Origin of the sequence: Burkholderia sp. AU16741, assembly GCF_002223345.1 — a bacterium.
In the GTDB taxonomy this organism is placed as follows: domain Bacteria; phylum Pseudomonadota; class Gammaproteobacteria; order Burkholderiales; family Burkholderiaceae; genus Burkholderia; species Burkholderia sola.
In genome coordinates this window covers 122940-130293 of record NZ_NKEZ01000005.1, presented here as the reverse complement: position 1 = coordinate 130293, position 7354 = coordinate 122940, and the positions used below count along the sequence as shown (strand labels likewise).

At 49.1% G+C, this 7354-nt stretch carries 10 protein-coding genes; 6 read left to right on the top strand and 4 right to left on the bottom strand.

Annotation, left to right across the window (positions count from 1 at the left end):
- Positions 1-12: 12 nt before the first annotated feature.
- Positions 13-243 (bottom strand): hypothetical protein, encoded by a 231-nt coding sequence (locus CFB89_RS13840; RefSeq protein ID WP_089468369.1) that lies wholly within the window; start codon positions 241-243, stop codon positions 13-15.
- Positions 244-438: 195 nt separating this feature from the next.
- On the opposite strand from CFB89_RS13840, the gene CFB89_RS35765 reads away from it, so the two are divergent.
- From CFB89_RS35765 to CFB89_RS13830, 3 genes are all read left to right on the top strand, one after another.
- Positions 439-669 (top strand): DUF746 domain-containing protein, encoded by a 231-nt coding sequence (locus CFB89_RS35765; RefSeq protein ID WP_089468368.1) that lies wholly within the window; start codon positions 439-441, stop codon positions 667-669.
- Between the two features lie 112 nt (positions 670-781).
- On the top strand, positions 782-1711 hold the full coding sequence (locus tag CFB89_RS34215; protein WP_144030103.1) for a hypothetical protein: 930 nt from the start codon (positions 782-784) through the stop codon (positions 1709-1711).
- A 157-nt stretch (positions 1712-1868) separates the two neighbouring features.
- Entirely contained in the window at positions 1869-2699 is an 831-nt protein-coding gene (locus CFB89_RS13830; protein ID WP_089468367.1) for a hypothetical protein, read from the top strand.
- Here CFB89_RS13830 and CFB89_RS13825 read toward each other — a convergent pair.
- A complete protein-coding gene (locus CFB89_RS13825; protein WP_089468366.1) occupies positions 2656-3138 on the bottom strand; it encodes a DUF488 family protein in 483 nt (160 codons plus the stop codon). The genes CFB89_RS13830 and CFB89_RS13825 overlap by 44 nt on opposite strands.
- A gap of 717 nt (positions 3139-3855) precedes the next feature.
- Here CFB89_RS13825 and CFB89_RS34210 point away from each other — a divergent pair.
- Positions 3856-4065, top strand: a complete 210-nt coding sequence (locus CFB89_RS34210; RefSeq protein WP_144030102.1) for a hypothetical protein — start codon at positions 3856-3858, stop codon at positions 4063-4065.
- A 62-nt stretch (positions 4066-4127) separates the two neighbouring features.
- Here CFB89_RS34210 and CFB89_RS34205 read toward each other — a convergent pair whose 3' ends face one another.
- Positions 4128-4559 (bottom strand): hypothetical protein, encoded by a 432-nt coding sequence (locus tag CFB89_RS34205; protein WP_124680032.1) that lies wholly within the window; start codon positions 4557-4559, stop codon positions 4128-4130.
- 65 nt (positions 4560-4624) lie between these two features.
- Here CFB89_RS34205 and CFB89_RS13820 point away from each other — a divergent pair, with 65 nt between their 5' ends.
- Both CFB89_RS13820 and CFB89_RS34200 read left to right on the top strand, forming a co-directional pair.
- Positions 4625-4843, top strand: a complete 219-nt coding sequence (locus tag CFB89_RS13820) for a helix-turn-helix domain-containing protein (RefSeq protein WP_089468365.1) — start codon at positions 4625-4627, stop codon at positions 4841-4843.
- 11 nt (positions 4844-4854) lie between these two features.
- Positions 4855-5079 carry a hypothetical protein gene (locus CFB89_RS34200; protein WP_144030101.1) on the top strand — a complete coding sequence of 75 codons (225 nt, stop codon included), beginning with the start codon at positions 4855-4857 and terminating at the stop codon, positions 5077-5079.
- Positions 5080-6032: 953 nt separating this feature from the next.
- Here the strand turns inward: CFB89_RS34200 and mobV are convergent.
- Positions 6033-7061: a MobV family relaxase gene (mobV, locus tag CFB89_RS13815; protein WP_089468364.1), complete on the bottom strand. Its 1029-nt coding sequence runs from the start codon at positions 7059-7061 to the stop codon at positions 6033-6035.
- Between the last annotated feature and the right edge of the window lie 293 nt (positions 7062-7354).

The following is a 7354-nucleotide window of genomic DNA, read 5'->3' as shown; positions in this document are numbered from 1 at the left end:
CGGGCACTGCTACTATGACTCGCATTGTTTGGCGGCCATCATCATGGATATTGACGCGTGATCGATACGGATCGTTTGCTTCGCGGTGAAGAGCGTGGAGACGATACGGAACCCGCGCGTGGTGCCGTTGCGCCAGTTCGTCACTTCGATCTCACCGTCGCCGGATTCTCCGCTCGGGAACCGGCCGGTGACGAGCAGGTCCAGGATGTCGCGCTGTCGGCATTCCTGCTTGAGCAAGTCCATTGGATGTTGAGCGGGAATGTGACGTCCGATTCGTGTCCGTGGTGTAGTAGCACCAGTACGGGCTACCACCCATACCTGCGTCCGAGCGGGATGCCAGGGTTTCGCTGTTAGGCATGTCTGGCGTATTTCACGCGGGTGTCGAACACGCCGTTGTTGCTTCCGTCGGCACGAGCCCACGCCCGGCGCTTCGTCACAATGCTGGGTTGGCGGGAGAGTCAAAGGGTAGTAGCGCTGGAGCTTCGCGCAGAACACAGGATGGTTCGACGCTGGATACAGGCTTGGCGGCAACGGCTGCTGCTGCTCGATCCAAGCGGAGCAATGGAAGCATGGGTGAGGCTCGGTTTGCTGGCGCAACCAAGTAGGATTCAGCCACCGGCTGGGGATGCGTTGAGAGCGTCAAGAAAACGCAGGGAATCAAATGACTGAGCGGAAATACAGATTCGATAGACCGCGCAATCCTCGGCAGCACTTGGAGGCGCTCTATGAAGAACTTTCCTTTTCCGAACGAGAGTACAGAGATAGCCGACCGACCGAAACGTTGAAAGACCACGTTGCGGAACTCCTGCGGGAGGCTCGACGCGCCAAGCAGCAGAGAGAAAACGAAAAAGAAGCAGAGGAAAGAGACAAGTCGTGGGCAGTCGGTGCGGTGGCAGTATTGGCTGTCGTACTTTTGCTTGTCGGAATGAGTCGCCAAGGATCTTGGCTCGATGAATACCTTTTCTCCATACGACTTTGGGCGACTGGGTTCGCGGCCGTCTTCTTGGGCGTGTCTATCGAGCGCAGTTCGTTCTTCACGCGGTTATGGGCGTACGGCTTTACGAAGCTGACGGCGTCGATTGCGGTGTCTGCCTTGGTCGTATTCAGCACGGGCAAGGCTTCGTCCTTAATCAATGGAGTCTTTCCGGTAGATGCCTCGGCTTTACCCTTCACAAGGGCAATCGTAGCCGGACTGCTGGCCTTCGAGTACGCGTATCCTCTTTTTCTCGTCGTTGCTCTATTCGCAGCAGTACACGCGCTGGTCCTCTTCGGATGGGTAAGACTAAAACTGTCAGGCGAGGGGAGATATGATGGACCGCCAGTTCTGTCGGTCGCGTTTCTCGTATTATCGGCGTTCGTACTGGCGTCCTATGCCAAATGGGTGCACAAGGACTTCTCAGATGAGGCATGGCCGGCTAAGGTATATCGCCTTGCACACTTGCTCGACTTCGACGCGAAGTACGAATGTACGAACATCCCCAAGGGTTTGTCCGTGGTCTTTCTTGGCCCAGATCATGCGCGAGTGTTGCTTGATCCGAATGCCCCTCAGACCGAGGATATAGAGTCATTTGTCGATGCACGGATTAGCGGGCAGACTGATATTCCGCAGCAGTTCCCCGTTCTTCCATGCGAGACCGAGGTTCGACCCCCTAACCGAGAGAGCGGAGCTGCAGTGAGCGAAACTTCTCCGGCTAACGCTGCGGCCCAATAGCTTGTGACGGACGTGTCGGCCGTAATGGCGTTGGGTGAGGATTGCGGTATTGCCCACAGTCTTGCTGTAGTGCTGGGGTAAGCAAATGCTGCATGACAGATGACGAGGCCTTACTGCTACGCAGGCGTATTGCGCAATGAAAAGATGAGGTCAAGTAATGGCACTTGGGCGAGTCGAACGCATCCTGATTCTGGCGAAGACCTATCCTTCGCCAAGTGCGCAGTACGTGGAAACCTCCTGCGTCGCGGGTATCGCGCAGAGCGGCGCGATGCGGCGTCTCTTCCCGGTACCATTCCGGATGATCGAGGACGGTCAGCAGTTCAGGAAGTGGCAGTGGATCGACGTGCGCGTCGAGAAAGCGAACAAAGATCACCGCCCGGAGAGCCATAAGGTCTACGTCGACACGATCAATTGCGGCAACGTAATCGACACGAAGAAAGAATGGTCGTCGCGGTGGGAGTGGCTGGACAAGATCCCGTCATTCGACAGCTTCGATTCCATCGACGCGGCGAGGCTTGAGGGCGGCTTGTCGCTCGCGCTCCTTCATCCGAAGCGATTGCTCGGCCTGGATATTGTCAAGGCTCGGAACCCGGATTGGACTGACGATGAGCGGGAGAAACTGCTGCAGGAACAGATGCAGGGCAATCTATTTTCTGAGGCGGAAGAGCGCAAGCAGGTCAAGCAGCTTCGCAAGGTGCCGTTCGACTTCTATTACCGATACATCTGCGATACGCCGGACGGAGAAGAGGAGCACAAGCACAAAATCGTCGATTGGGAGGCCGGCGCGCTCTTCTGGAAATGCCGCGACAGTTATGGTGCTGACTGGGAGAAGCCGTTTCGCGTCAAGCTGGAGGAAGATCTGGGGAGTAAGGAGCTGATGTTCCTGATGGGTAACCAGCATCGATTCCAGGACCAGTGGCTGATTATCAGCTTGATCTATCCGCCTAAGCGCAAGCCAGCTGACGACCGGCAGGGCTCGATGTTTTGACCTCGGCGGCGGAGATGTGTTCGACGGCAGCACCGCAGTGCTCCTGCACTGCATTAGCGACCATCGAGCGGTGGCAGAAGTTGAAGTCGGCCTCGTAGCAAAGCAGGGCGCAGCTCGACGAACTGACCAAATCGGACAGGTCAGCGATCGCCGCTTGCTGCGTCTTAAGGTACTTGAGGAAGCCAACGGTATAGCGCTTCCAGTCGCCATCTTCCCGGTAGCGGTCACGTACCGGCTTCGGGCAGCCAAGGTCGACCATGTGGATGTATTCGAGCCCGGAGAGATTCAGCGTGCTGGCCAGCGCCTTTTTTGAGAAGCCGGGTTTGCGTGACAGCGGAAGCTCGCGGATGTCCACAACGGTCTCAATGCTGTGCTCTGCGAGTAGGGACATGAACGTGTCGATGTCCAGTCCTTCGTAGCCTATCGTGAAAACAGTCATTATTGAACTCGGTCGAGAGACGGTACATCGGAGGATACCGATCTCTGCTAATTTGTGACAGCCAGCGGTGGCGAGGGCCGCTGCGGAAAACTGGCCCCATTAATTTTCCGAGCGCTGTCGGTGACTCGATTGTCGTTATGATGCGGTGATATGGATCGGCATTGATTGATGCCGACCCAAAACGCCTACACGATGCCTACATAAGGCCAGAAGCGACAAAGGGTTACAGGCCGAAGCGCTGTAACCCTTTGTTTTGTTTGGTGGCGAATCAGGGAAATTTTCTCATCATCGAAAATTTTCCTTTTCCGTCAACACTTTACTTCAAAAAGGCGGGTCGGTTTAAGAAGAAAACGGACACACGTAGTGTCCCACGTTCGCCCCCAATGAACAACCACCTGTCAATTTTCACAGGTAATCTATAAACAAAAATCTGCGATAAAAATTAGGGCTGCACTAAAGAAGCGTCGATTAATGTCGTTAACGTCGGTGGGCAGCGTAAATTTATGAGTAGCGCCCTTACTTCCGGGGAAATTACCATGAATAAATATCGAGTCTTTTACAGTTTTCGCAAGGGTAGTAGCTCAACGAGTAGTACCATTGACGTCTCTGCGGAGTCGGACTTCATGGCAGTAAAAATTGCCGAAGGACAGGCTAGGCAACGAAATAGCGGCCGCGATGGCTACGATTTTATCGTAACCAAAGTTGAGCGTCGTTGATATGGAAAACGATGATAAGTATTTAAGCTTGTCTGAGGATTGGTCGGGGCTTGTGCATGGTTATGGAGCGAAGGAACGCTCTGTAGCAGGTCTTAAGCTTTTAGGGAAAAGTATTTTTAATGTCGGTAAGTATGCTTTTACCGAGGCTCTCCCCAAAATGGCCGAGCACACCGCCAAAATGGCAGAAGAAGCTGCCAAGAATAAGAAGTAACTGTATTTTATTAAAAAAGCACCCCGAGGGGTGCTTTTTGCATTTCATGACAAGAGGATTGGTTAATAAACGTGATCGGCTTTCACAGCTTTAACTTTATTAATGAAATTCATCGGAACCATGCTTGCCCCGAGCATGAGCAGTACACCTGCTGCGTCAGCCAACGCACTACCACTGGCAAGCCCGACGAGCAGGACAACTGCCCCACTTACAGCAGCAATAGCCAGTTGCAAATAGAACTGACCAAGCCCTTGGCGGAATGTTTGTCCATCTGGTTGAGTAATTCCGACAATCACATCTTTGGAAAACCAGCGGACAACCCACAGCTTAACTGCCCCGCGATTAATTTGATTGTGAAGGATGCGGTCGAATTTTGGATCAATCCGAATATTATTAAGCTGATAGTTTCCGATCTTCAAGAACGTATACTTCTTCCACCGCCCATCCATATCGCTTACCCCACCCTCTAACAGGTCACCCTCGTAAATTTCCATAGCATCCTCTCTTTGTGATAATAGTCTCGATTCGACTATTCTGGATCAGACTATAGCATCGTTCGATGCTCTATGGTCAACGCTATGAGAAGCTCCGGCGCACCTTGAAGGAAGTTCGCCTTGGGGCTGGTCTCACCCAAACTCAACTTGCCGAACGGCTCGGCAGAGGGCAGAGCTACGTGTCCAAGGTTGAGCGTGGAGAACAGTTTGTGGACGTGCTAGAGTTCATCGAGTGGTGTGAGGCATGTACCACCCCGTCCGATAAAGTAATTAAGAAAATTTGAGGAGTTCGAGAATGGATAATCATTACAACAACGACCCTTTAATTCCAATAATTATCGCAATTTATAAATCACTCGAAAAATCGGGGAAAAGTAAGGTGGTTGAAGAGATTTCTAAACAAATTCAGAATCTCAACAATGACACCAAGACAAAAGGGCCGAATGGTGCTAAACAAGTAGCTGATATAGCCAAAAAAATTACAGGAGAAGAGTACAAATTAGGCAATGGATTTGATTAAAACTGACTCCAGCGTCGAGAGAGTTTCTGCTATTTCAAATTTTATCAATCTTGCGAGTCTTAATTTGGATTCGGAGTTCTCCGTATCAAACCGTAGTGCTGCCTGAGCTTCCTCCAAAGCCTTTAGCTTCTCACCTAACAAGATTATTTGTTGATCTCTAAACATGAAATTCTCCTATTGGAATTTACCATCATGGCGATACCTATAATTCAAGTTAAATATCGCCATATTTTGGATTTGTCAACGGGCGAAATAAAAAGCCACCTACGAAGGTGGCTTTTTACTACCTCTTGACAAATTATGAAATTGCCTTAAGGTAATGGTGCTTACGTGCGACGGTGAGCAATTTAAATATAATCGTAACTCGACGAATGTCAAGATCAAGTTTAAATTGCCCTGCGAACGAACTAAGCAGGGCAATTTTTTATGCGTCGGTTAATTCTCACGATTCGAAAAATTGCTAACACTGGGTAAGTAACAGGGTGGAAAGGCGTGGTGACTGAAAAGACTGAATAGCCATGGCGACTGTTATGAGACAGCACACTATACGTAGGTGACTAAAAAGACTGAATAGCCTATGAGCAATATAGTGCCGTAGCGAGAATGGGAAGAAGCAAAGCTACAATGATGAGCGCAATGGTGGAACCATGCTTCAAGGGTGTTAAAGACCCTGAATCTGCCAAATTGATTACTTAACTAAATCAATCGGGGTGTGTGGCAGTGTATTTAATCGACGCTGATAAAACTATAATTTTACCGACCCCTGGAAAGCTAACTGCCGTGTTATTTTTAACGCGGTAGGGATTGAGCTTTCCGGGAATTAGTAGTACACATTCCTGCGAAGCAGGTTATAAAGTCTAGTACAGAGGTGTATTAAAGATCTAGCGAAGCACATTAACCCGCAGGGTTGGGAATTCACGTTAGTGAATTAAAAAAGGACGGCGGCGTAAAAATCAAATTTTAGGTTTATTTTCGGTTGCTTTAGGGATTTTCTTTAAAATATATCCATTTTCCAGCATTTCCAAATCAATTTTGCGCTGCTCGGGCTGAATTTCAGTCATTACATCAAATCGATGCAGAAATCGCCCCATTTGTTCGAAATCGAAGTATCTGGCGTTAGGGTTCAAGCCTAAAGCGTCAATTTTATTTGTTAGATCTTCAACCTGGCGGTTTAGTGCTGAATTGTCTGCTTCTAGGGTGTCAGCCAATTTTTTGTACTTATCTCTTTCGTTGGCTTTGGCTTTGTAATGCTTAAGGAGTTTTGCCAATTTTCCTAGAAATGGATTTAAACACTCGGCGACATATTTCGGGAAACTCAGGCGTTGACGGAGGTTGGGTTCTCGCAAATTGGCTAGAACTTGTTTGAACTCAACGTTTAATTTCCTTTCATCCTCGGCGGACATATTGATGTCATCATAATGATTTTGCACTGACTCTGAGGTTGCTTTGCTGTAACGAGTACCACGCTCAATTCCCAATTTTTTTGTCGCAACAGCATAACTATCGTGCAGCGTTCTCAATTTTTTGGGACCGTCGAACCAGTAGGAAGCCTGCAGTTTGTTGTTCCTGAGTGGAACAAATGCACAGTGTATGTGTGGTGTCTTTTCATCGAGATGCATAACAGAATAGATAATATTTTCCGTTCCGAATTGCTCCTCCAACCACCTTTGAGCATTGGCGCCCCAGTCCTCAGCACTACCACCTTGATTAAACCAATCAGGTGTTGCAGACAAAACTATGTTGACCAACTGGACCGCATCCTTTCTAAATTTTTCGACGTTCTCCAGTCGCTTATCGAGTTCAGCAAGAATGTCCGTATTGGGATCTCCGACATAATAAATATTGTCAGGGGTACGGGTTTCATCCACGTTCGCACTTTCCACCTTTCGAAGGTTGTGGGCTGCAATAGCCACCATCGCGCCACGCATTGTTTTGTTATATTTTTGGACATTTATGACGTTCTTTTTTTTCTTCTCTTCCATTGGCAACCCTAGTTTTTATTTTTGTGAGGGGGTGAATTTCTTGCGCAGGTTGGGTAAACCAAAAACCAAACCGTAGCCCATTACGGTTTGCTACGCAAACCTACTTGGGCCATTGCATGGGGCTAAAAGCAAAACCCAAAATCAAACCCTCATTTCATTTTATATGATTTTTGATTTATCGCAAGTTCACCATATGGGACTTGGTCCCTTGCCCCAGTTCCGATTGCCAAAAAAATCCTGCCATAAGCAGGATTTCTTTTGACAACCGGCGAGTTTATTTCTGCGGTGAACTG

Excerpts from the sequence above, each read along its gene's own strand:
- CFB89_RS13830 (WP_089468367.1), top strand. The coding sequence starts at position 1,869 with ATGGCACTTGGGCGAGTCGAACGCATCCTGATTCTGGCGAAGACCTAT.
- mobV (WP_089468364.1), bottom strand. The coding sequence starts at position 7,061 with ATGGAAGAGAAGAAAAAAAAGAACGTCATAAATGTCCAAAAATATAAC.
- CFB89_RS34205 (WP_124680032.1), bottom strand. The coding sequence starts at position 4,559 with ATGGAAATTTACGAGGGTGACCTGTTAGAGGGTGGGGTAAGCGATATG.
- CFB89_RS34210 (WP_144030102.1), top strand. The coding sequence starts at position 3,856 with ATGGAAAACGATGATAAGTATTTAAGCTTGTCTGAGGATTGGTCGGGG.
- CFB89_RS35765 (WP_089468368.1), top strand. The coding sequence starts at position 439 with ATGCTGGGTTGGCGGGAGAGTCAAAGGGTAGTAGCGCTGGAGCTTCGC.
- CFB89_RS13820 (WP_089468365.1), top strand. The coding sequence starts at position 4,625 with ATGCTCTATGGTCAACGCTATGAGAAGCTCCGGCGCACCTTGAAGGAA.
- CFB89_RS34200 (WP_144030101.1), top strand. The coding sequence starts at position 4,855 with ATGGATAATCATTACAACAACGACCCTTTAATTCCAATAATTATCGCA.
- CFB89_RS13840 (WP_089468369.1), bottom strand. The coding sequence starts at position 243 with ATGGACTTGCTCAAGCAGGAATGCCGACAGCGCGACATCCTGGACCTG.
- CFB89_RS13825 (WP_089468366.1), bottom strand. The coding sequence starts at position 3,138 with ATGACTGTTTTCACGATAGGCTACGAAGGACTGGACATCGACACGTTC.